Origin of the sequence: Ectothiorhodospira mobilis, from assembly GCF_016584115.1 — a bacterium.
Taxonomy (GTDB): domain Bacteria; phylum Pseudomonadota; class Gammaproteobacteria; order Ectothiorhodospirales; family Ectothiorhodospiraceae; genus Ectothiorhodospira; species Ectothiorhodospira mobilis.
In genome coordinates this window covers 1-21,782 of sequence record NZ_NRSK01000028.1, presented here as the reverse complement: position 1 = coordinate 21,782, position 21,782 = coordinate 1, and the positions used below count along the sequence as shown (strand labels likewise).

Annotated in this window: 22 protein-coding genes and 1 tRNA gene; 11 read left to right on the top strand and 12 right to left on the bottom strand. The window is 68.2% G+C overall.

Translation table 11 applies throughout. From position 1 onward, the window contains the following. Positions 1–2 precede the first annotated feature (2 nt). From ileS to rpsT, 4 genes are all read right to left on the bottom strand, one after another. Entirely contained in the window at positions 3–2,771 is a 2,769-nt protein-coding gene (ileS, locus tag CKO33_RS10730; protein WP_242472595.1) for an isoleucine--tRNA ligase, read from the bottom strand. A 67-nt stretch (positions 2,772–2,838) separates the two neighbouring features. After that, positions 2,839–3,813, bottom strand: a complete 975-nt coding sequence (ribF, locus tag CKO33_RS10725) for a bifunctional riboflavin kinase/FAD synthetase (protein WP_200182238.1) — start codon at positions 3,811–3,813, stop codon at positions 2,839–2,841. Between the two features lie 63 nt (positions 3,814–3,876). Continuing rightward, a complete protein-coding gene (murJ, locus tag CKO33_RS10720) occupies positions 3,877–5,430 on the bottom strand; it encodes a murein biosynthesis integral membrane protein MurJ (protein ID WP_200182237.1) in 1,554 nt (517 codons plus the stop codon). A 201-nt stretch (positions 5,431–5,631) separates the two neighbouring features. After that, positions 5,632–5,892, bottom strand: a complete 261-nt coding sequence (rpsT, locus tag CKO33_RS10715; protein WP_200182236.1) for a 30S ribosomal protein S20 — start codon at positions 5,890–5,892, stop codon at positions 5,632–5,634. A gap of 178 nt (positions 5,893–6,070) precedes the next feature. Between rpsT and CKO33_RS10710 the strand changes: the two genes are divergently transcribed. Then, positions 6,071–6,586 (top strand): DsrE family protein, encoded by a 516-nt coding sequence (locus CKO33_RS10710; RefSeq protein WP_200182235.1) that lies wholly within the window; start codon positions 6,071–6,073, stop codon positions 6,584–6,586. Between the two features lie 20 nt (positions 6,587–6,606). Here the strand turns inward: CKO33_RS10710 and proB are convergent, their stop codons facing one another. From proB to rplU, 4 genes are all read right to left on the bottom strand, one after another. Then, positions 6,607–7,734, bottom strand: a complete 1,128-nt coding sequence (proB, locus tag CKO33_RS10705) for a glutamate 5-kinase (RefSeq protein WP_200182234.1) — start codon at positions 7,732–7,734, stop codon at positions 6,607–6,609. After that, positions 7,706–8,740, bottom strand: a complete 1,035-nt coding sequence (gene cgtA / locus CKO33_RS10700) for an Obg family GTPase CgtA (RefSeq protein WP_200182233.1) — start codon at positions 8,738–8,740, stop codon at positions 7,706–7,708. Before cgtA ends, proB begins: the two co-directional genes overlap by 29 nt. A gap of 148 nt (positions 8,741–8,888) precedes the next feature. Next, positions 8,889–9,146, bottom strand: a complete 258-nt coding sequence (gene rpmA, locus CKO33_RS10695) for a 50S ribosomal protein L27 (protein WP_200182232.1) — start codon at positions 9,144–9,146, stop codon at positions 8,889–8,891. A 20-nt stretch (positions 9,147–9,166) separates the two neighbouring features. After that, positions 9,167–9,478, bottom strand: a complete 312-nt coding sequence (gene rplU, locus CKO33_RS10690) for a 50S ribosomal protein L21 (protein ID WP_200182231.1) — start codon at positions 9,476–9,478, stop codon at positions 9,167–9,169. A 169-nt stretch (positions 9,479–9,647) separates the two neighbouring features. Here rplU and ispB point away from each other — a divergent pair, with 169 nt between their 5' ends. Then, positions 9,648–10,616 carry an octaprenyl diphosphate synthase gene (ispB, locus tag CKO33_RS10685; RefSeq protein ID WP_200182230.1) on the top strand — a complete coding sequence of 323 codons (969 nt, stop codon included), beginning with the start codon at positions 9,648–9,650 and terminating at the stop codon, positions 10,614–10,616. A gap of 70 nt (positions 10,617–10,686) precedes the next feature. Further along, positions 10,687–10,763 (top strand) — tRNA-Pro (locus CKO33_RS10680). 38 nt (positions 10,764–10,801) lie between these two features. Here the strand turns inward: CKO33_RS10680 and sohB are convergent. Both sohB and CKO33_RS10670 read right to left on the bottom strand, forming a co-directional pair. Continuing rightward, positions 10,802–11,806: a protease SohB gene (gene sohB / locus CKO33_RS10675; protein WP_200182229.1), complete on the bottom strand. Its 1,005-nt coding sequence runs from the start codon at positions 11,804–11,806 to the stop codon at positions 10,802–10,804. Between the two features lie 7 nt (positions 11,807–11,813). Beyond that, positions 11,814–12,785: an alpha/beta fold hydrolase gene (locus CKO33_RS10670; protein WP_200182228.1), complete on the bottom strand. Its 972-nt coding sequence runs from the start codon at positions 12,783–12,785 to the stop codon at positions 11,814–11,816. Positions 12,786–13,053: 268 nt separating this feature from the next. Here CKO33_RS10670 and CKO33_RS10665 point away from each other — a divergent pair, with 268 nt between their 5' ends. The 6 genes from CKO33_RS10665 to CKO33_RS10640 all read left to right on the top strand — a co-directional run bounded on the left by CKO33_RS10665 (position 13,054) and on the right by CKO33_RS10640 (position 19,164). Further along, entirely contained in the window at positions 13,054–14,061 is a 1,008-nt protein-coding gene (locus CKO33_RS10665) for a class 1 fructose-bisphosphatase (RefSeq protein WP_200182227.1), read from the top strand. A gap of 134 nt (positions 14,062–14,195) precedes the next feature. Beyond that, positions 14,196–14,810 (top strand): coiled-coil domain-containing protein, encoded by a 615-nt coding sequence (locus CKO33_RS10660; RefSeq protein WP_200182226.1) that lies wholly within the window; start codon positions 14,196–14,198, stop codon positions 14,808–14,810. Positions 14,811–14,893: 83 nt separating this feature from the next. Continuing rightward, positions 14,894–15,526, top strand: a complete 633-nt coding sequence (gmk, locus tag CKO33_RS10655) for a guanylate kinase (RefSeq protein WP_200182225.1) — start codon at positions 14,894–14,896, stop codon at positions 15,524–15,526. A gap of 95 nt (positions 15,527–15,621) precedes the next feature. Next, positions 15,622–15,885 carry a DNA-directed RNA polymerase subunit omega gene (gene rpoZ / locus CKO33_RS10650; protein WP_200182224.1) on the top strand — a complete coding sequence of 88 codons (264 nt, stop codon included), beginning with the start codon at positions 15,622–15,624 and terminating at the stop codon, positions 15,883–15,885. Between the two features lie 85 nt (positions 15,886–15,970). Next, complete coding sequence (gene spoT, locus CKO33_RS10645) at positions 15,971–18,163, top strand: bifunctional GTP diphosphokinase/guanosine-3',5'-bis pyrophosphate 3'-pyrophosphohydrolase (protein ID WP_200182223.1); 2,193 nt, start codon at positions 15,971–15,973, stop codon at positions 18,161–18,163. 44 nt (positions 18,164–18,207) lie between these two features. After that, positions 18,208–19,164, top strand: a complete 957-nt coding sequence (locus tag CKO33_RS10640) for a hotdog family protein (protein WP_200182222.1) — start codon at positions 18,208–18,210, stop codon at positions 19,162–19,164. Here CKO33_RS10640 and CKO33_RS10635 read toward each other — a convergent pair. Both CKO33_RS10635 and CKO33_RS10630 read right to left on the bottom strand, forming a co-directional pair. Beyond that, positions 19,151–19,462: a hypothetical protein gene (locus CKO33_RS10635; RefSeq protein WP_200182221.1), complete on the bottom strand. Its 312-nt coding sequence runs from the start codon at positions 19,460–19,462 to the stop codon at positions 19,151–19,153. The genes CKO33_RS10640 and CKO33_RS10635 overlap by 14 nt on opposite strands. A 93-nt stretch (positions 19,463–19,555) precedes the next feature. Then, the gene (locus CKO33_RS10630) at positions 19,556–20,209 is read right to left on the bottom strand and encodes a thiol:disulfide interchange protein DsbA/DsbL (protein ID WP_200182220.1); all 654 of its coding nucleotides are present in this window, start codon (positions 20,207–20,209) and stop codon (positions 19,556–19,558) included. A gap of 431 nt (positions 20,210–20,640) precedes the next feature. Here CKO33_RS10630 and CKO33_RS10625 point away from each other — a divergent pair, with 431 nt between their 5' ends. Continuing rightward, entirely contained in the window at positions 20,641–21,540 is a 900-nt protein-coding gene (locus CKO33_RS10625) for an alpha/beta hydrolase (RefSeq protein WP_200182219.1), read from the top strand. Next, on the top strand, positions 21,521–21,782 hold a 262-nt coding region (locus CKO33_RS13670; RefSeq protein ID WP_439099437.1), incomplete at its 3' end, for a TSUP family transporter. The genes CKO33_RS10625 and CKO33_RS13670, both read left to right, overlap by 20 nt.

The following is a 21,782-nucleotide window of genomic DNA, read 5'->3' as shown; positions in this document are numbered from 1 at the left end:
GGTCAGGCGAAGCGCCGGCGTTCGCCGGGGCCCGCCACGTTGCTCACACAACGGCCGCAGAGCCCCGGATGGTCGGGGTCCGCGTCCACGTCCTCGCGGCGGTGCCAGCAGCGCACGCATTTGGGGTGCGGGCAGCGGGACACGCGCACCGCCAGGGGGGTGCCGTCGGGCAGGGGGGTCTCCACGGCATCCGCCGGGGCCTCGGCGCGGGCGTGGACCCGGGCATGGGAGGTGAGCAGCACGAAGTGCAGCTCGTCCCCCAGGCGGCCCAGGATCTCCTCCAGCCCGGCGTCGCAGTACAGGTCCACCTCCGCATCCAGGGCGGCGCCGATGTCCCCGGCGTTGCGCAGGCGTTCCAGCTCGCGGCTGACGCACTGGCGCACCTCCAGCACCCGCCGCCAGTCCTCCACCCCCAGGGGGGCATCCGCCTCCAGGGGGGTGAGGTCCTCGTACCAGGTGTGGAGCAGCACCGAGGCGCTGCGCTCCCCGGGGATGTGCTGCCAGATCTCCTCGGCGGTGAAGCTGAGGATGGGGGCGAGCCAGCGGGTCATGGCCTCGACGATATGGTACATGGCCGTCTGTGCCGAGCGCCGGGCGCGGCTGTTGGCCTGGGTGGTGTACTGGCGGTCCTTGATCACGTCCAGGTAGAAACTGCCCATCTCCACGGAGCAGAAGTTATGCACCCGCTGGTAGATCTGGTGGAACTGGTACTGGTCGTAGGCGCGGATCACCTGCTGCTGCACCCGCAGGGCCTGGTCCACCGCCCAGCGGTCCAGGGGCAGCAGGTCGGCGGCCTGCAGGCGGTCCCGGGCCGGGTCGAAGCCGTTGAGGTTGGCCAGCAGGAAGCGGGCGGTGTTGCGCATGCGCCGGTAGGCGTCGGCGGTGCGCTTGAGGATCTCGTCGGAGACGGCCATCTCGCCGCTGAAGTCGGTGGCCGCCACCCACAGGCGCAGGATGTCGGCCCCGAGGGTGTCCATCACCTTCTGCGGCGCCACCACGTTGCCCCGGGACTTGGACATCTTCTGCCCCTGGGCGTCCACGGTGAAGCCGTGGGTGAGCACGGCGCGGTAGGGCGCCTCGTCGCGCATGGCCACGGCGGTGAGCAGGGAGGACTGGAACCAGCCCCGGTGCTGGTCCGAGCCCTCCAGGTAGAGGTCCGCCGGCAGTCCCAGGCGGCGCTCGGTGACCGTGGCGTGGGTGACGCCGGAGTCGAACCAGACATCCAGGGTATCGCTGACCTTCTCGAAACGTTCGGCGTCCTCCCCCAGCAGTTCCTTCGGGTCCAGGGCGAACCAGGCCTCGATGCCTTCCTGTTCCACCCGCTGGGCCACCTGCTCGATGAGCTTTTGGGTGTCCGGGTGCAGGGCGCCGGTCTCCCGGTTCACGAACAGCGGCATGGGCACACCCCAGCTGCGCTGGCGGGAGATGCACCAGTCGGGACGGTGGCTCACCATGCCCTCGATGCGGGCGCGGCCCCAGTCGGGCACCCAGCGCACCCGGCCGATGGCCTCCAGGGCCTTCTCCCGCAGTTCCGCCTTGTCCATGCTGATGAACCACTGGGAGGTGGCGCGGAAGATGATGGGGGTCTTGTGGCGCCAGCAGTGGGGATAGCTGTGGCGGAATTTCTCCGCGTGCACCAGACGGCCCCGTTCCCGCAGCACCTCCACCACGTGGCCGTTGGCCTCGTCCACGGTCTCGCCGGCGAACAGGGGGGTGTCCGGGAGGAAGCGGCCATCCCCGCCCACCGGGTGGTCCACCGGCAGGTCATAGCGCCGGCCCACGATGTAGTCCTCCTGGCCGTGGCCCGGGGCGGTGTGCACGGCGCCGGTACCCGCCTCCAGGGTGACATGATCCCCCAGGATCACCGGTACCTGGCGGTCGTAGAAGGGATGCTGCAGCAGCAGCCCTTCCAGGGCGGCGCCCCGGGCCCGGGCCACGATGCGGTGATCCTCCTGGCCGTAGCGGGCCATGAGGCCCTCCACCAGATCGGCGGCCACCAGCAGGCGTTCGCCGGGGACCGCCACCAGGGCGTAGTCCAGCTCCGGGTTCAGGGCCACGGCCTGGTTCGCCGGCAGGGTCCAGGGGGTGGTGGTCCAGATGACCACGCTCACCGGGCCGTCGCCGGTGTCCGTCGCCAGCTGCATGCGCCGCAGCAGGTCCTCCTCCTCCAGGGCATGGAAGCGCACGTCCACCGCCACGGAGGTCTTGTCCTCGTATTCCACCTCCGCCTCGGCCAGGGCCGAACCGCAGTCCACGCACCAGTGTACGGGCTTGTGCCCCTGGACCACGTGGCCGCGCTCGATGATGCGCCCCAGGGCGCGCATGATGTCCGCCTCGTTGGTGTAGTCCATGGTCAGGTAGGGGCGATCCCATTCCCCCAGCACCCCCAGGCGCTTGAAGTCCTGGCGCTGGCGCTCCACCTGCTCCAGGGCATAGGCGCGGCAGGCCTCGCGGAAGGCCCGGGGGTCCTCCGCCTTGGCCTGTTTGCCCCGGGCGCGTTCCACCTGCAGCTCGATGGGCAGGCCGTGGCAGTCCCAGCCGGGGATGTAGGGGGCGTCGTAGCCCGCCAGGGTCCGGCTCTTGACGATGATGTCCTTGAGGATCTTGTTCACCGCGTGGCCGATATGGATGTCGCCGTTGGCGTAGGGCGGGCCGTCGGCCAGGATGAACCGGGGGCGGCCGGTGCAGGCCCTGCGGATCTGTTCGTACAGGCCGTCCCGCTCCCAGGCGGCGAGCATCTCCGGTTCCCGCCGGGCCAGGTTGCCGCGCATGGGGAAGTCGGTCTTGGGGAGGTTCAGGGTGTCTTTGTAGTCGGGCTTCAAGCTGGGTTACCTCGAATCAGTCCGGCGTGCCGTCCCGGGGGATGTCCGCCCCGGCGGGGGCGTCGTGGCCCTGGAAGAAGGCCCGGGCCTCCCGGATGTCCCGGGTGATCTGGGCCTGCAGGGCCTCCAGGGTGTCGAAGCGGGTCTCGTCCCGCAGGCGGTGCAGCAGGTCTACATGCAGGTGACGCCCGTACAGGTCTCCGTGGAAGTCCAGCAGGTGCACCTCCAGGCGGTGGTCCAGGCCGTTCAGGGTGGGGCGGCGGCCGGCGTTGGCCACGCCCTGCAGCGGCTCGCCGGGCACCCCGAAGACCTCCACAGCGAAGACCCCACGGACCGCCATGGGGTTGTGGCCCAGGCGCAGGTTGGCGGTGGGGAAGCCCAGCCGCTGGCCCTGCTTGTCGCCGTGGAGGACGCGGCCGTTGATGCGGTAGGGGCGCCCCAGCAGTTTCTCCGCCGTGTCCATGTCTCCCGTCTCCAGGGCCCGGCGGATGCGGGTGCTGCTCACCCGGTCCCCGTCGATGTGGAAGGTGTGCATGTGGGCCACCTCAAAATCCCGGGAGCGTCCGGCCTCCTGCAGGGTCTGGAAGTGGCCGCTGCGGTCGTGGCCGAAGCGGAAGTCGTCCCCCACCACCAGATAGCGCACCCCCAGCCGTTGCACCAGCAGCTGGTCGATGAAGGCCTGGGCGGACATCGCCGCCAGGCGCGCATCGAAGCGCAGGCACAGCAGCCGGTCCACGGAGAAGCGCCGCAGGGCCAGGACCTTGTCCCGGAAGCGCTGCAGGCGCGGCGGGGCCGCATCCCCCAGGAAATGCTCCCGGGGCAGGGGCTCGAAGGTGATCACCACTGTGGGCAGTCCCAGTTCGGCCCCCTTCTCGGCCAGCTGTCCCAGCACCGCCTGGTGCCCCAGGTGGACCCCGTCGAAGTTGCCGATGGTGGCCACCGACCCCCGGTGCCGGGGCCGGAGGTTGTGGGCCCCGCGTATCAGTTCCATGGAGACATTCGCAAAAGCATTGATTATACGCGGTGGGGCCGGGCGCGGGGCAAGGAGGCGGGTTCAATGCAGCAACAGCTGCCGCGGGCGCAGACCCGCCGCCAGGAGCGCCCCCCCGTAGACGGCGGCCCCGGCCGTCACCAGGCCCAGCAGGACCGCCACCCGCGTGGGGGCCTCCCAGGCCGTCCACTGGGCCGCCGCCGGGGTCAGCAGCCACAGCAGGCCCGCCATGACCGCCAGGGCCGGCAGGATGCGCAGGCCCAGCCCGGTCCATCCCGGCAGGGGGGTGAAGATGCCCGCGCGGCGCAGTCCCCGGTACAGCAGGCCGGCGTTCAGGTAGGCGGAGAGGCTCGTGGCCAGGGCCAGGCCGGCATGGGGGCCGGGCCCGTCCAGGGCAACCCAGGGACCGACGATGGCCAGGTTCAGGCCCATGTTGGCGACCATGGCGATCACCGCCACCTTCACCGGGGTGCGGGTGTCCTGACGGGCGAAGTACCCCGGCGCCAGGATCTTGATGAGCATGAAGGCGGGCAGCCCCAGGGCATAGGCCATGAGGGAGAGGGCGGCCATGGCGGTGTCCGCGGGCAAAAACTCCCGGTACTGGATGAGGGCCGCCAGGATGGGGGTGGCCAGCAGCACGAGCCCCAGGGCGGCGGGCAGGGCGATGAGCAGGGACAGGCGCAGGGCCCAGTCCAGGGTGCGGGTGAAGGCCGCCGGATCCCGGGCCGCATGTTCCCCCGACAGGCGGGGCAGGATGACGGTGCCGATGGCGATGCCGAACAGGGCCAGGGGCAGTTCCACGAAGCGGTCGGAGAAATACAGCCAGCTGATGGAGCCCGTGGCCAGGAAGGAGGCGATGAGGGTGTCCACCAGCAGATTGACCTGTACCACGGAGGTGCCCAGCAGGGCCGGGAGCATGAGCCGGAGGATGCGTCTCACCCCCTCGTGGCCGCGGCGCAGGCGGGGGCGGGGCAGCAGCCCCTGTTGCAGCAGGAAGGGTACCTGGAAGAGCAGCTGCGCCGCGCCGGCGATGAACACCCCCCAGGCCAGGGCCACCACCGGCTCATGGAAGTGCGGGGCCGCCAGCAGGGCGGCGCCGATGAGGGCCAGGTTCAGCAGCACGGGGGTGAAGGCGGGCACGGCGAAACGCCCCACGCTGTTGAGGATGCCCCCGGCCATGGCCGTCAGGGAGATGAACAGCAGGTAAGGGAAGGTGATGCGCAGCATCTGCGCCGCCAGCCCATGCTGCCCGCTGTCGCCATCGAAGCCCGGGGCGAAAAGGTGAATCAGCCAGGGGGCGGCCAGGATGCCCGCGGCCGTGGTGAGCAGCAATGCCAGGGTCAGGGTGCCGCTGACGTGATCCAGCAGGTCCTGCAGGGCCGCCCGCCCATGGCGCTGGCGGTATTCGGCGAAGACGGGGACGAAGGCCTGGGAGAAGGCCCCCTCGGCGAACAGCCGGCGCAGGAAGTTGGGGATGCGAAAGGCGACGAAGAAGGCGTCGGTGGCGCCGCTGGCGCCGAAGGTGACCGCCAGCACCATGTCCCGCACATAGCCAAACAGCCGTGACACCAGGGTCATGGCGCTGACGATGGCGGTGGATCGGAGCAGCCGGCTCATGGGCGGGCCCGCAGGGATGGAGGGGATGGTTCCGACCGCCTCCCTTTCTTACCGGTGTACCCGCTGGGCCTCGGCAGAGGGGGCATTCAGCTCCGGGTTCGCCGCTGAATGCTTCTGTTCGTTGCGGTCATTCCGGGGCGGCGGACGCCGCCCCGTCGGGTGCCGGCCGACCGTTTCGGGGAAAGGGTCGGCCGGGGCCGTTTACAGGCTGCGGATGCGGGCGTTCAGGCGGCTCTTGTGGCGCGCGGCCTTGTTGCGGTGGATCACGCCCTTGGAGACGGCCTTGTCGATCACCGGCACGGCGGCGCGATAGGCCTCGGCGGCACCTTCCGGGTTCCCCGTTCTCACGGCCTTCAGCACCTTCTTCACGGCGGTGCGGAAGCGGGAACGCGCGGCCATGTTGCGTTGGCGGTTCTTTTCGGCCTGGCGGGCACGCTTGCGGGCGGAGGCGATGTTGGCCAAGGTGGTCTCCTGAATTCGGGTCGGTTCTGGAAAGGCCGGGAAGTTTGCACAGGGGGCGCAGGATTGTCAAGCCGAGGGGGTGGTGATTTCGGGTTGATCCATCGCAATCCTCCTGCCAGGCTTGGGTCTGCGGGCCCCGGGTCCGCGGTCCATCAACCTTGCCGCAGGAGGGAATCGCATGAACGCAGGGCGCAGGTCCATCGCTGGAGGGATCGGGGGCTGGCTGCTGGGGATGGCGCTGCTGATGGTGCCGGTGGTGTCCCAGGAGGTGCAGGCAGCGGATGCCGGGGCGCGGGTGGTCTATCACGCGGATTTTGCCGATCCGCGCCGTTTCAGCGCCATGCTCACCAGCATCCGCAATATGGCGATGCACTACCAGGACCAGCTCCTGGATGCGGATATCCGCATCGTCGTGGTCTCCCATGGGATCCGTTTTGTCACGGATGATCCCCTGAAGGGGACCCCCTTCGCCGCCGATGCGGAACTCAAGGCGGCCCGGGATGACCTCCGGGGACGGCTCAAGGGTCTCATGTCCGTGCACGGGGTGGAGGTGGAGTTGTGCGATATCACCCGCCGGGCCGCGGGTCTGCCCCGGGAGGCCCTGTACGAGGGGGTGCGCACGGTGCCCTCGGGGGTGGTGCGACTGGCCGAACTCCAGACCGGGCAGGGGTTTGCCTATATCAAGGTGGAGTAGCCGGCCCGCGCCGCGGCCGGTTACAGCACCACCAGGTTGTCCCGGTGGATGAGTTCGGGTTCGTCCACATAGCCCAGGATGTGTTCGATCTCGTCGGCCTTGCGGCGCATGATGCGCCGGGCCTCGTCGGCGGCGTAGTTCACCAGGCCGCGGGCCACAGGGCGGCCGTCCGGGTCCAGGCAGGTGACCACCTCGCCGCGGGAGAAACGGCCCTTGACGTGGGTGACCCCCACGGGGAGCAGGCTGCGCCCCGCCTCGCGGATGACCCGGGCGGCGCCGGCGTCCAGCACCAGTTCCCCCTTGGAAACCAGCTGTCCGGCGATCCAGCGCTTGCGTGCCGCCAGGGGTTCCTGGTCCGGATGCAGCAGGGTGCCCAGTTGTTCGCCGGCGGCGACGCGCTCCAGGATGCGGGGGTTGCGGCCCGAGGTGATGAGGGTGTGGGTGCCGGAGCGGGCCGCACGGGCGGCGGCGGTGAGCTTGGTGGCCATGCCGCCGCTGCCCAGGCGGCCGAAGGTGGGGGCCACCAGCTTGAGCAGGCCGGCGTCGGAGGCCAGGCCCTCGGGGATGAGGCGGGCGTCGGGGAAGGTGCGCGGATCGCGGTCGAACAGGCCCTGCTGGTCCGTGAGGATCACCAGCAGGGAGGCCTCCACCAGGTTGCAGACCAGGGCGGCGAGGGTGTCGTTGTCGCCGAAGCGGATCTCCTCGGAGGCCACGGTGTCGTTCTCGTTCACCACGGGGATGGACCCCAGGCGCAGCAGGGTGCGCAGGGTGCTGCGGGCGTTGAGATAGCGCTGGCGGTTGGCCAGGTCGTCGTGGGTGAGCAGCACCTGGGCGGCGTGCAGGCCGTGCTGCTGGAAGTGGGTCTCGTAGGCCTGGACGAGCCCCATCTGGCCCACGGCCGCCGCCGCCTGGAGTTCGTGCAGGGCGCTGGGGCGCTCGCTCCAGCCCAGGCGGGTCATGCCCTCGGCCACGGCCCCGGAGGAGACCAGGACGATCTCGTGGCCCGCACGCCGCAGGCGGGCCAGCTGTTCGGCCCAGCCCGCCAGGGCCTCCCGGTCCAGTCCACGCCCGTCGTCGGTGATCAGGGCGGAGCCGATCTTCACCACCCAGCGGCGGGATTCACCCAGTTGTCTTCGTGTCAGCGGCATGGCGGTCCAGGTATTGCATGACCTCTTGCATCAGGGCCTGGGTCCCCTCGCCGGTGGCGGCGGAGACGAAGAACACCGGTCCCTCCCAGTCCAGGGCCTTCACCAGTTCATCCCGCAGGGCCTGGCGCAGTTCCTCGGGGATCAGGTCGGCCTTGTTGAGCACCAGCCAGCGGGGCCGGCGGAGCAGTTCCGGATCGAACTCGGCCATCTCCCGTTCGATGATGCGCACGGCCCGTTCCGGGGACTGCTCCGGGTCCGGCGGGTCTGCATCCACCAGATGCAGCAGCAGACGGTTGCGGGTCAGGTGCTTGAGGAAGCGGATGCCCAGGCCCGCCCCTTCTGCGGCCCCCTCGATGAGGCCGGGGATGTCGGCCATGACAAAGCTCTGCAGCGGGCCCACGCGCACCACCCCCAGATTGGGGTGCAGGGTGGTGAAGGGGTAGTCCGCCACCCGGGGCCGGGCCCCGGAGACCCGGGAGATGAGGGTGGACTTGCCGGCATTGGGCAGACCCACCAGGCCCACATCCGCCAGCACCTTGAGCTCCAGGCGCAGGGTGCGGCGCTCACCGGGGGTGCCGGGCTTGGACTGGCGCGGCGCCCGGTTGACCGAACTCTTGTAGCGGGTGTTGCCCAGGCCGTGGTAGCCCCCCTGGGCCACCCGCAGGCGCTGCCCGTCCGTCACCAGATCCCCGATGAGCTCGCCGGTGTCGGCATCGAAGGCCAGGGTGCCCACCGGCACGGGGATCTCCAGGTCGGCCCCGGACTGGCCGGTCATGTTGCGACCGCGGCCGTTCTCGCCACGCCGGGCCTCGAAGTGACGCTGGAAACGGAAATCGGCCAGGGTGTTCAGGTCATGGCTGGCCACCAGGTAGACCGAACCACCGTCGCCGCCGTCGCCGCCGTCGGGGCCGCCGAAGGGGACGTACTTCTCCCGCCGGAAGCTGACACAGCCGTTGCCGCCGTCCCCGGCCTTGACCTTGATGGTGGCCTCGTCAACGAATTTCATGGCTCGAATTTCCAGGTGCAGGAGATCAAGGATACGTCCCCGGGCGCCCAAGGGACAGGGCCAGTGGACCGGGGCCTTCCTGCCCCGCAACGACGAAAGCCCCGGCGGGCCGGGGCTTTCAGTGCAGGGTACGGGCTGTCTGCGGGCTTCAGGCCGGCAGCACGTTCACGTACTTGCGACCCTTGGGGCCCTTGGTCTCGAAGGTCACCTTGCCTTCGGCCTTGGCAAACAGGGTGTGGTCCTTGCCGCAGCCCACGTTCAGGCCGGGGTGGAACTGGGTACCCCGTTGGCGCACCAGGATGTTGCCGGGCACGACGGCCTGGCCACCAAAGCGCTTCACCCCGAGGCGTTTGCTCTCTGAATCGCGGCCGTTGCGCGTGCTGCCGCCTGCCTTCTTGTGTGCCATCTTTGCCTACCTCCTGATGATCAGCCGGCGATGGAGGTGATCTCCACCTCGGTGAAATGCTGCCGATGCCCCATATGCTTGCGGGAGTGCTTGCGGCGGCGGAACTTGATGATGTCCACCTTCTCGCCCCGGCCATGGGCCTTGACGGTCGCGGTCACCTTGCCGCCCTCGACGCGCGGGGCCCCCACCTTCACCTCTTCGCCGCTGCCGACCAGCAGGACGTTGTCGAATTCCACTGAGGCGCCGGCCTCCGCGTCGAGCTTCTCGACACGGATCACGTCGCCCTGGGCAACCCGGTACTGCTTGCCACCGGTAGCGATAACCGCGTACATCGTTGACGATCTCCGAAAAGGGCTTCAAACCAAAGACGCGGAAGTTTACGCTGACTGCGCCGCAGTGGTCAAATGTTCCAGGGCCGCCATGCCGCTGCATGCCTTGACACCCCCCGGCTGCATTCCTAGCATGCCGAAGGCTCCCTCCCCGAGTACACAGATTCCGTCCATGGAACTCAACGAGATACGCGACCTGGTCGCCGATGGTATGAAGGCGGTCGACGACTGCATCTGCCGGCGGCTGCAATCCCCCGTGGTGCTGATCAACCAGCTGGGCCACTACATCATCGGCAGCGGCGGCAAACGCCTGCGGCCCATGCTGGTGCTGCTCTCGGCCAGGGCCTCGGGATACGAGGGGGAGGATCACATCGAGGTGGCGGCGGTGATCGAGTTCATCCATACCGCCACCTTGCTGCACGATGACGTGGTGGATGCCTCGGAGATGCGCCGGGGCCGCGAGACCGCCAATGCCCGCTTCGGCAACGAGGCCAGCGTGCTGGTGGGGGATTTCCTCTATTCCCGTTCCTTCGAGATGCTGGTGGACATCGGCAACATGCGGGTGATGGAGATCCTCTCCCATACCACCAGCACCGTGGCCGAGGGGGAGGTGATGCAACTCCTCAACTGCCACGATGCGGACACCACCGAGGCAAGCTACATGCATGTGATCCAGTCCAAGACCGCCAAGCTGTTCGATGCCGCCAGCCGCGTGGGTCCGGTGCTGGCGGGGCGGGATCCTTCCGTGGAGCAGGCCCTGGCTGCCTATGGCATGCACCTGGGCACCGCCTTTCAGCTGATCGACGACGTCCTGGACTATAGCGGTACGCGCGAGGAGATGGGCAAGAACATGGGGGATGATCTGGCCGAAGGCAAGCCCACCCTGCCGCTGATCCACGTCATGCGGGTGGGCAGCGATGCGCAGAAGGCCCTGGTGCGCGAGGCCATCGAGAAGGGGGGGCGCGAATACGCCGACCGGGTCCTGGCCGCCATCACCGAGTGCGATTCCATCGAGTACACCCGCCAGGCCGCGGAGCGGGAGGCGGAGAACGCGGTGCAGAGCCTGTCGGTCCTGCCCCAGAGCCCCTACCGGGAGGCCATGGCCTCCCTGGCGCGGTTCTCCGTGGGCCGGGTCTACTGAGGGTTGGACATCCGGTCGTCTTCGTAGCACAATACGCCCCTTGTCGGGGCAAGGTCCCGGCAGGTGCATACGGAGTGTAGCTCAGCTTGGTAGAGCACCGCCTTCGGGAGGCGGGGGTCGAAGGTTCGAATCCTTTCACTCCGACCAGATATCGGGCGCCGCGGGTCATCCCGCGGCGCTTTGTTTTATGGGTATCCCGCCCCGATCCGTTCCAGGATCCGGCCAATGGTCCCGCCGAGGCGCCGCCCCAGGTGCTGGCGCTGCTGCCAGGTCACTTCATACAGGTCGTGTTCCGCGGCCAGGTCGCAAAGAAGGCCATCGCTGGTGGCCAGCTCGTCCACCAGGCCCAGGGTGACGGCCTGTTCTCCGTACCAGTACTCGCCAGTGCTCACCCGTTCCAGATCCAGCCCCGGCCGGTTGCGGGCGAGGAAGTCCTTGAACAGACGGTGGGCCTGTTCCAGTTCCTCCTGGAGCTTGGCCCGTCCTTCCGGGGTGTTGCGTCCCAGCAGGGTGAGGGTGCGCTTGTACTCGCCGGCGGTGAGGACCTCCATGTCCACGTCCCGCCGCTTGAGCCAGCGATGCAGGTTGGGCAGTTGCGCCACCACCCCGATGGAACCCACCACCGCGAAGGGGGCCGCCACGATGCGGTGCCCCGCCGCCGCCATGAGATAGCCACCACTGGCGGCGATGCGGTCCACGGTCACGGTGACATGCAGCCCGGCCTCCCGCAGCCGCTGGATCTGGGCGGCGGCCAGGCCGTAGTGGGGGATCATGTCGCCCCCGCTCTCCAGGAGGAGCACCACCCGGTCCAGGTCGCGGCGGGCCTGGGTGAGCACGGCGGTCACCTCCTCCCGCAGGCTCTCCACCTGAGTGGCCCGCAGGTCGCCATGGAAACGCAGCACAAAGATGCGGGGGCGCCCCCCTCCGGCCGGCCGCCGGGGTCTGGCGGCCCCGGGGGCACGCAGCGCGCGGAGCCGTTGCCGCCAGCCTCCGGGGGACGTCATGCGGCGCCTGAGGGTGCGCTCGAAATCCCGGTAGCGGTCATTGACCCGGCGCACCACGAGGCGTTCCTGGCCCGCACCCCGGCCGCCCCCGGCGGCGCCGGCAAGACCGGCCACTAAGAACAGGGCCGCCACCACCACGGTGACGGCCTTGGCCAGGAACAGGAGATAGCCCTGGATGGCGTCCAAACCGGCTTCAGCCCTGCTTCAGAAAGGCATCGTAGAGGTTCATGAACGCCTCCGGACGTTCGAAGTAGGGTAGGGCCCCGGTGGGCATTTCATGCACCTGCCAGTTGCTGCGTCCCTCCACGGCGCTCTTGCCGCGGAAGTCCACGAAATCCCCCCGCTCGCCGTGGCACATGAATACCGGCAACTGCAGGGATTCGTACACGCGGGTGATATCGCGGCTGAAGAGGTTGCCGGCCAGGAAGTGGTAGGGGGCGTGCTGGGCCCCGGGCTGGCGTGTGGTGGCCACGCTGTATTCCAAAAGCCCGAGGTCAATGCTGCGGGAACCGAAGGCCTTGTTGAGGAAGTAGCGGATCACGCTGCGCCGGGTGAGGGCGTCGAACAGGGCCCGGTTCCAGGGGCCGCGGGTGAGCAGGGTGTGCAACCAGGGCATGCCGCGGGTGCTCTCCGCCGGGCCGTCCAGGCGCCGGGTGCCGGAGAACCCCGTGGGGCTGACCAGCGCCAGGGTGCGAAAGGCCTCCGGGTCCTCCTGGGCGGCCCGGGCCAGGAATTCCGAGCCCAGGGAGAGGGCCAGGGCATCCATGGGGCCGTTGCCGTGATGACGGTGGATCTCCTCCACCATGGCGTGGATGGCGTCGGTCATCAGCCGTGGGGTATAGGCGCGGTCGCTGCGGTCCGATCCCCCGAACCCCGGGAGTTCCAGGGCGTAGACCGGCCGTTGCTGGACATAGTGATCAAAGACCGGCTTGACCTCGTAGGCGGAGCCGGCGGCATTGACACTGTGGATCAGCAGCAGGGGGATGGGGCTCTGGGGCTTTCCCCGGGGGGCGTCATGGTAGTAGCACAGCCGGCCGGCCGGGCTCTCCAGGATGCGCCGTTCCCCCTCCAGGGCCGGGGGCAGGGATGCGGGGCCCCGGGTGTCCGCCGCTGGGGCGCTGGTGTCCGCTGCAGGGCTTGGGGCGGTTTCGGGTGTGCTGGGCATGGGCTTGACTCCGTTCCGGTTCGCTTGGGTGATGGGTCGCCGTGGCCTCCGGTACCGCGTCCTGACGGGGGATGACCGGATACGGCATGAGGTCATCGCCTATCTTGGGTCGGTCGCGCTCCGCAGGCAAGGGGCGGGGTGTGGGTGCATGGGACAGGCCGAAACGTTCTGTTACTATCACCGTTTGTGATGCGCGGCCCGTGCTCCACGGGACAACCACAACAAGCCTTCCGCGCCGGGATTGATCCACACCACCATGGGAAACGTCATGTACATCGGAACCACACTCACCAATTTCATCATCGAGACCCAGCGGCAGTTCGAGGGGGCGACCGGCGAGTTCACCGGTCTGCTCAACGATATCGCCGTGGCCTGCAAGAAGATCTCCGACCTGGTCAACAAGGGGGATCTGGTGGGGGTGCTGGGCACCGCCGGGTCTGAGAACGTCCAGGGGGAGCAGCAGAAGAAGCTGGACGTGATCTCCAATGACATCTTCATCGAGGCCCTGGCCCACAACGGTCACGTGGCCGCCCTGGCCTCGGAGGAGATGGACGATGTGTACCATCTCTCCGAGGAGGCCCATCGCGGCAAGTACCTGGTCCTGTTCGACCCGCTGGATGGATCTTCCAATATCGATGTCAATGTCTCCGTGGGCACCATCTTCTCCATCCTCAAGGCCCCGGCCGGAATCAAGAATCCGCGTAAGGAGGATTTCCTCAAGGCGGGCACCGAGCAGGTGGCTGCCGGTTACTGCGTCTATGGCCCATCCACCATGATGGTGCTCACCACCGGTACGGGCACCAACATGTTCACCCTGGACCGGGATTTCGGCGAGTTCCTGCTCACCCATTCCAATGTGCAGATCCCGGAGGATACCCAGGAATTCGCCATCAATGCCTCCAACATGCGTTTCTGGGAACCCCCGGTGAAGCGTTATATTGACGAGTGCCTGCAGGGCAAGGACGGTCCCCGGGGCAAGGACTTCAACATGCGCTGGATCGCCTCCATGGTGGCGGAGGTGCACCGTATCCTCACCCGCGGCGGGGTGTTCATGTATCCCCTGGACAGCAAGGTCAAGGCCAAGGGGCAGGGGGGCAAGCTCCGTCTCATGTACGAGGCCAACCCCATGGCCTTCCTCGTCGAGCAGGCCGGCGGTGCCTGCACCACGGGTCGTGAGCGCATGATGACCCTCTCCCCCGAGGACATCCACCAGCGGGTGCCGGTGGTGCTGGGGTCCCGTAACGAAGTGGAGCGGGTGACCGAATACCACCGCTGACCCGCAAGGGGGCGGCTTCTCCGCTGCCCCCGTTTCATGGGCGGGGCCGGTTCCGGCTCCAGCCCGTGCCCCGGGCTTTTCCGGGGGGCTTCCTGCATGGGATACTGGTCCCCTGAATCCCTGGCCTATTCCCCATGACCTCCGTCATCGACCTCTACGAACAGCTCAGCAGTGCCCCGGACGACCGGGCCCGCGCCCGGGTCATCGCCGAGGCCTTTGAGCAGATGGAGCAGCGCTATCCTGAGGTGACCGACCTGGCCACCAGCGCGGCCCTGCGGGAGAGCGAGTTGCGCCTGCAGAAGGAGATCGAACAGTTGCGGGCCGAGACCCGGGAGATGGAGGGCCGGCTGCAGCAGGAGATCGAAAAGCTGCGGGCCGAGACCCGGGAGATGGAGGGTCGGCTGCAGCAGGAGATCGAAAAGCTGCGGGGCGAGACCCGGGAGATGGAGGGCCGGCTGCAGCAGGAGATCGAGAAGCTACGCGGCGAGGTATTCCGGGAGATCGAGCAATTGCGTGGGGACGTGTCCCGGGAGATCGAGCAATTGCGCGGGGATGTGTCCCGGGAGATCGAGCAGCTCCGGGGGAACCTCTCCCGAGAGATCGAGCGGTTGCACGGGGAGACCCAGGTGCGCATCGCCGAACTCCGTGGAGACATGGGCAGCATGAAGGTGGAGATCATCAAGTGGACCGCGGGGCTGCTGCTGGCCCAGGCCACACTGATCCTCGGCGGGCTGCGGTTCCTCCTCTGACCTGCTGAGCCGCCGCTGTACGTTGGCCCCTGATCCACGGGTCGTCGGGGAGATATCGTTCCATTCAACGGGAGTCGCTTTTCGTGGTTCGGGGTACCTTGTACATCATCTCCGCCCCCTCCGGGGCCGGCAAGACCAGCCTGGTGGCGGCCCTGCTGGAGGCCGTACCCAGCGCGGTGGTCTCCGTCTCGCATACCACCCGGCCTCCGCGGGAAGGGGAGGTGGACGGCCAGCATTACCACTTCGTGGATGCCGAGCGGTTCCTGGCCATGATCGAGGATGGGCAGTTTCTGGAGCATGCCCGTGTCTTCGACCACTACTACGGCACCTCCCGCTGCGCCGTGGAGGTGGAGCTGGAGCGGGGCCGGGACGTGATCCTGGAGATCGATTGGCAGGGGGCACAGCAGGTGCGCCGTCTCATGCCCGGATGCCACTCCATCTTCATCGTTCCCCCTTCCCGGGAGGCCTTGCAGGAGCGCCTGCGGGCCAGGGGGAAGGATAGCGAAGCGGTGATCGAACGCCGTCTTTCGGAAGCGGTCCAAGAAATGAGCCATTATCCGGAGTATGACTATCTGGTGGTGAATGACCGCTTCGAAGAGGCCCTGGAGGGACTCAAGGCCATCTTCCTTGCCAACCGACTGCATACCCGCACCCAGCGGGAGATGCACCGTCGGTTACTGGAGGATCTTCTGGCGTCCGCGCCCGCAAACCCCTAACATAGAGCATCGGCCCGGCGGGCCGGTTCTGCCGGGGTTTCCCGCGGCGGCCGCCCAGGGTGTTTCAGCGAACGACATCAGGAGCTTGATCCAGCATGGCCCGTATCACCGTCGAAGACTGCCTGCAGCACGTGGACAACCGCTTCCAGTTGGTGCTCGTGGCCGCAAAGCGCGCCCGCCAGCTGGCCAACGGTGCCCAGCCGCACCTGGAGTGGGAGAACGACAAGCCCACTGTGGTGGCCCTGCGCGAGATCGCGGAGGGCCGGGTGGGCCGCGAGGTGCTGGATGAGGTGGCGGCCAGGGAGCACGCCGAGGCCTCCCACGTGGATGAAGAGGAGGTGCGATCCGAGATCCAGTAGTCCTCCGGGCCATCCCACGGCCGGAAACGGGAGGCGTCTCCGGTCAGGGCTCCGTCCGGGGCCGGTCTGGACTCACGCATGCCCCATGGTTGAAAGCGCACTCCCCAGCACGATCCCCGGCAGCAGCTCGACACTGGAAAATACCCGGTTTATCGCCTCCGATCTGTGTGCCTATCTGGAGACCTACCTGGAACCGGAACAGGTACGGGAGGTTTACCGTGCCTATCTCTTCGGCGCCGAGGCCCATGCGGGCCAGACCCGGCTGAGCGGAGATCCCTACATCGTCCATCCCCTGGCCGTGGCCAAGACCATGGCCGAGATGCGGATGGACCACAAGAGCATCATCGCCGCCATCCTCCATGACGTCATGGAGGATACCCACATCAGCAAGGAACGCATCGCCGAGGAGTTCGGCCAGGACGTGGCCGAGCTGGTGGATGGCGTCTCCAAGCTGACCCACCTGAAGTTCCGTTCCCGGGCCGAGGCACAGGCGGAGAACTTCCGCAAGATGATGCTGGCCATCACCCGCGACCTGCGGGTGATCCTGGTGAAGCTGGCGGACCGGCTGCACAACATGCGCACCCTGGGGGCCCTGCGCCCCGACAAGGGCCGGCGCATCGCCCGCGAGACCCTGGAGATCTACGCCCCCATCGCCCAGCGCCTGGGCATGAATGCCATGCGCCGCGAACTGGAGGTGCTCGGGTTCGCCGCCTATCACCCCCTGCGGTACCGGGTCCTGCAGGAGGCCGTCGGCCGCTCCCGGGGTCATCGCAAGGAGGTGATGCAGAAGATCGAGGCGGCCATCTGTGCGCGCATGGAAGAGGCGGGCATCGTCTCGCGCATCGTCGGGAGGGAGAAGAATCTCTACAGCATCTACCGCAAGATGCAGCAGAAGCAGCTCTCCTTCGAGGAGGTGTTCGACGTCTACGCCATCCGCATCGTGGTGGAGGACGTGGATGCCTGCTACCGCGCCCTGGGCGTGGTGCACAACCTCTACAAGCCGGTACCCGGCCGCTTCAAGGACTACATCGCCATCCCCAAGGCCAACGGCTATCAGAGCCTGCATACCGTGCTCTTCGGTCCCCACGGCATCCCCATCGAGGTGCAGATCCGAACCGAGGAGATGGACCGCGTGGCCGAGAGCGGGATCGCCGCCCACTGGCTCTACAAGGCCGGGGACCGCCATTCCGCCACGGCCCAGGCCCGGGCCCGGGAGTGGCTCAAGGGGGTGCTGGAGATCCAGCAGGCAGCGGGCAACTCCATGGAATTTTTGGAGAACGTGAAGGTGGATCTCTTCCCCGAGGAGGTCTACATCTTCACCCCCCGGGGCGAGATCATGGAGCTGCCCCGGGGGGCCACGGCGGTGGATTTCGCCTATGCGGTGCACTCGGATGTGGGCAATACCTGCGTGGCCGCCAAGATCGACCGCCGCCTGGCTCCCCTGTCCACCCGGCTGGAAAGTGGCCGCACGGTGGAGATCGTCACCGCCCCCGGGGCCCGTCCCAATCCCGCCTGGCTGGACTTTGTCGTCACCGGCAAGGCCCGCACCGCCATTCGCCATTATCTCAAGAATCTGCAGCAGAACGAGGCCGCGGATCTGGGGCGCCGTCTGCTGGATAAGACCCTCTTCTCAGCCTATGGTATCCGCCTTGAAGAGGTGGAGGAGGCGCGTATGCAGGCCCTGCTGGCGGAACTCCAGCTGCCGGATCAGGAGACCCTGCTGGGGGACGTGGGCCTGGGCAACCGCATGGCCGCCCTGGTGGCACGCCGCCTGTGCCGGGAGGATGGGGATCCCGCCGGCAGTGAGCGGGAGATCCCCCCCGGCCGCCAGGAGCGTCCCCTGGCGGTGAAGGGGACTGAGGGCATGGTGCTGTCCTTCGCCAAGTGCTGCCATCCCATTCCCGGGGATCCCATCGTCGGTGTCATGAGCGCGGGGCGCGGTCTGGTGATCCACCGCGACAAGTGCCGCAACGTGGCCGAGTACCGGGACCGGCCCGATAAGTGGGTCCCGGTGGCCTGGTCCGACGAGGTGGAGCAGGAATACGCCGCCGCCATCCGGGTGCAGACCGCCAATAAGCGGGGGGTGCTGGCCAGCCTGGCGGCGGTCATCGCCGACATGGGCTCCAACATCGAGAACGTCTCGTTCGATGAACGCGACGGCCAGGTCAGCACCATCACGTTCACCCTGAGTGTGCGTGATCGCAAGCACCTGGCGGACATGATGCGCCGTCTGCGGCGGGTCCCCGAGGTGCTGCGCATCAGCCGGGCACGTTGCTGAAACGGGCGGGCCGGGTCCCGCCTTGAGCCGAGGAGGGAGGTGGGATGAGTGCAGCGACGGTACCCTTGCCCGCCGGGGAGACGTGGCGGACTTTCCAGCAGATCCATGTGGATGTGGCGCGTAACGCCAGCGACGACTTCAACCCCTTCCACGACAGCGCCCGCTGGCAATGCATCCATGGCAATCCCTTCGGCGGACCCATCGTGCTGGGGTTCCAGCTGGAATGCCTCGCCGAGTATCTGGTCACCCTGGAGCGGGCCGGGTCGGAGGCCCATGGGGCCGGACCGGTCCTGCGCAACTACCAGTTCACCTTTGCCGATGTCCTGCGCCCGGGGGAACCCTTCCAGGTGCAGGTCCGGCCCACGCGTCAGGGGCAGGACGAGACGGGGCATCCCTTTCTAAGCAATCGGGTGATCATGCGCAAGGCCGGGGGGATGGTGCTCATGGGCAGCGTCAGGGATGGGCGCGAAGCCTCCTGCCCGGTGTTCCGGGAGGGGCTGGCACAGACCGGTCTCGGGGTCGCGGAGGTGATCGCTGCCGGGGACCGCTTGACGCTCGGCGCCCATGGCTGGTTCCACAAACGCAAGTACATGATGAATGGCAATGCCAAGAACCTGATCTCCGCCTCCCTTGCGGATCAGGCCTGGTATTTCGATGAGATCGAGCATCGTGTCAATTTCCCGGATATGGTCCCGGTATCGCTGCTTTCCTGCGCCCTGCTGGAACGGGCGGATGCGGCGGGATTCGATTTCTATGCCGATCCGCTGGTGTACACGGCCCACCACATCAGTGTGGATCAGCGCGTGGCCCGGAGTCTGCGCAGCAACGACTGCCTGCACATCCTGGTGGATGAGGCAAGCCTCCTGGCGCCGGAGCGGGGTCTGGCGGGGGCCGCCATCGAACGGCAGCGCCACCGCTGCCTGGGGATCATGGGGGATGGACGGCTCCTCTTCGGGGCCGAGGTGATCCTGGCCCCGCTGCATGCCATCACGGCTCGGTGACGCCGCGCCGGGAGCTCCCCCCCTTGTTGTTGCCCCCTTTGGCCCCGGGGGGGATTTTCTTGCCCACTCCCTTGCGGCGGCCGTTTCCGGCTGAGCGGGGCTGGCGGGCCGCACCGCGGGATGCCTGGGCCGGTGCCTTGCGCGGCCTCGGTTCCGGGGCGTCCTTCTGATTCACCGGGGCCAGCGAGATCTCCAGTTCATTGATCTCGTCCCACTGTTCCTCAGTGCGTTCGCTCTCGGGAATGGCCAAAAGGGCCTGCAGCCGTCGGCGTGGGGAAGTGGATTGGGCGTCTGTCATGGCAATCGTGTCATGTGTGGTTGTGCAACGGATGGCAAAGACCAAGCCCACACGCACCGCGGCGTGCGGGAGGGGTATGTCCGGTATCCGGGGTCATCCCCCGTCCCCTCGGCGGCTACGGGCGCGACGGATGAGACCGTCCGTGATCTCCAGCAGATCCTCGTAGCGGGTGGCGCGGCGCCCCAGGACCCGGTAGCGCCCGTCCACCACCAGGCCGGGTACGCTGCGGATCCCCAGTCGGGACTGCAGGCGATCGCCCCGGGTCACCCGGGAGCGTACGGAGGCGGAATGGAACACAGCCTCGAATTCCGCCACATCCACCCCCTGTTCCTCCACCCAGGCCTTCAGATCCGCCTCGCGGAACAGCGGGCGCTCCTGTTCATGCAGCGCCGTGAACACCGCGGCATCCAGGTCCTCCAGGTGGCCGGTGGCCTGGAGGGTGTAGTAGAGCCGGGCCAGGGTCTCCCAGCTGGAACGGTCGAAGGTGACGGGCACGCGCCGGAAGGTCACATCCTGCGGCAGCCGTTCCAGCCACGGAGGCAGCACCTCGTTGAGGCGGCCGCAATGGGGGCAACCGTAGGAGAAGAATTCCAACACCTCGATGGGGCCTTCGGGGGGAGTGGGCAGCGGGCGTTGCAGCCGTGCCCAGTCCTGGCCCTCCACCAGGGCGGCGAAAAGGCCCGGAGAGGCCAGTGTCCCGAGCGCAGCGAGGAGCGATTGGTTGAAGCGGCGTCGTGTCAGGGGCATCGGTTCATTCCGTATAACGGGTGTTGTTCCTGCTACAGCATCCCGCGCCCGGGTGGGCGCTGCATGACCACATCGGAATGGGGCCGCAGACCGGTCCGTAAGCCGGCGGATCGGGGATCCGGGTCAACGGGCAGGGGCCTTTGGCGGCGTCCTCCACGGATGCTCGGGTGGATGTGTGGCCCGCATCGGAACGGCGGGCGGCCCGGCCAGGGGCCCCTTGCATCGGGGGAGAAGGGGCGGTCATCGGGGCCCGTCCCCATCAGAGGGGATGACGCCTGGGCTGATAGGGTTAGATTACCATTGCCGCGGCGCGGCGTGTACCCTTCACGCCCCCGCTGAAGGATGGTGTGACCGCCGTCCCGGGATGATGGGAACCGGCGCAAAGCGCAGACCGCTGGAGTGGCAGGAGGGGGCAACGGGATGGAGTTGAGATGAACTGGGGCTGGCTGATCCTTGCGATGACGGGGGCGTTCATCCTCCTTGGGGTCGGATTGCGGATCTGGCTGCTGCGGGCCTTTCGCATCCCTCAGCGGGACTGGGTGGATGCCCCGGAGGGGCTGCAAGAGGAGACGGTCTGGGTGCCAGGCCGTCGTGGGCGGCGCCTGTATGCCCGTTATCATCTGCCCCATGCCGGGGCACCGGTGGTGGTGATGGTCCACGGCTGGGGGGCCAACGGGTCCCACCTGCTGTTCATGGTGCCCCGGATCCTGGAGCGGGGATTGAATGCCGTGGTCTTCGACGCCCGTTGCCACGGCCGCAGCGAGGACGATGGATTCGCCTCCCTGCCGCGCTTCGCCGAGGATGCAGAGGCGGTGCTGGCGGATCTGCGGGGCCGGGGATGGCGGGATTTCATCCTCCTGGGCCATTCCGTGGGGGCGGGCGCGGCGCTGCTGGCCGCCTCGCGCACCCCGGACATCCGCGCCGTGATCAGTCTGGCCGCCTTTTCCCATCCGGAGCCGGTGATGGATCAGTGGCTGCGGCAGCGGGGCATCCCCGTTCGGCCCGTGGGCTGGGTCATCAAGCGGGCGGTGGAATGGTTCATCGGCCATCGCTTCGATGCCATCGCTCCGCGCACCACCATTGGCCGCATCCGGGTTCCGATACTGCTGGTCCATGGTCTGGACGACACGGTGGTGCCTCCCTGGCATGGCCGCGTCCTGGCCCGCGCCCGGCCGGGGACGCGGCTGATGGGGCTCCCGGGTGTGGGGCATAATGACCCCGAGGGGTTCGCCGCCCATGGGGAGGCGATCCTGCACTGGCTGCATGCCCATGGGGGCTGCAGCGGTGAGATGCACCCACCGGAGTCCTCCCGTGTCGCTGGAACCCGTTAGTCTGATCCTGCTCACCATCGCCGCCTTCCTGGCCGGGGGGCTCAACGCCCTGGCGGGAGGGGGGAGTTTTCTCACCCTGCCGGCCCTGGTGTTCACCGGCGTGCCCCCGGTGGCGGCCAATGCCACGGGTACGGCGGCGCTGCTGCCGGGGTATCTGGCCAGCGCATGGGCCTGCCGGGATCTGATCCGGGCCCCGGCGGGGCTCACCCTGATGGGGGTGATCCTGTTGGGGGGTGTGGGCG